Annotated in this window: 1 protein-coding gene; it reads left to right on the top strand. The window is 59.4% G+C overall.

Annotated features, from left to right (window positions below; translation table 11 throughout):
- Positions 1 to 1,085: AMP-binding protein (locus tag GGD63_RS39925; RefSeq protein WP_183250666.1), on the top strand; the 1,085-nt coding region annotated here is incomplete at both ends.

Below are 1,085 nucleotides of genomic sequence, written 5' to 3' on the forward strand. Positions count from 1 at the left end.
CGCCGTATCCTGCGGAGCGGTGCATCCACGGGCTGTTCGAGGAGCAGGTGCACAATGCGCCGGATGCGGTGGCGGTGGTCTGCGATGATGAGCGGCTGAGCTATGGCGAGCTCAATGCGAAGGCCAACCGCCTGGCACATCACCTGATCGCGCTCGGGGTCAAACCTGGGGATCGCATTGCAACAGTGCTGGACCGCTCGGTCGCTCTTGTGGTGGCGCAGCTGGCGATTCTGAAGGCCGGCGGCGTGTATGTACCGATCGATCGCGCCCTTCCGGTGGCGCGACAAGAATTGTTGATGGCCGATTGTGCTGTCCGCTTGGTGCTTTGCGCTGATGATCTGGTTGCGGCGAGGATACCCGTTCGTGCTATTGAGCCGCTCATAGCTGGAACGGGATGTAGTTCCGATCCTGGGCTGTCGTTGAGCGCTGAAACTGCCGCTTACGTCATGTACACCTCCGGCTCAACTGGCCTTCCCAAAGGAGTTGTTGTTCCTCATCGTGCCGTCAACCGGCTCGTGATCAACAGTGGGTATGTGAAGATCGATGCAGGAGATCGGGTGGCATGGGCTGGCAATCCCGCATTCGACGCAAGCACATTCGAAGTATGGGCACCGCTGCTTAACGGTGGTTGCATTGTTGCCATGCATACCGCCACCGTCAGGGATACTCCCAGTTTTGCGCGAGCGCTAGAACAGCACCGGGTGACGTCACTGTTTCTAACAACAGCATTATTCAACCAATATACATCATCGATTGCTCCGACATTGGCCCACCTGAAGCACCTCCTCTGTGGGGGTGAGCGCGGTGATCTTGCCTCATTTCTGAGATTGTTGAAAGAAAAGGGCCCCGTACGTCTCATTCACTGCTACGGGCCCACCGAGACGACGACCTTCGCGACGATCTGGACTTGCCCGGCTGATTTCAATGGGTCACTGGTCCCGATCGGGCGTCCAATCGCCAACACGCGGGTGTACCTGCTGGATGGCCATAGCGCGCCCGTGCCGTTCGGCGCGGTGGGCGAGCTTTACATTGGCGGGGCGGGGGTGGCACGGGGCTACATGAACCGCCCTGAACTGACAGCCGAG

This window comes from Bradyrhizobium sp. cir1, assembly GCF_014198245.1.
In the GTDB taxonomy this organism is placed as follows: Bacteria; Pseudomonadota; Alphaproteobacteria; order Rhizobiales; family Xanthobacteraceae; genus Bradyrhizobium.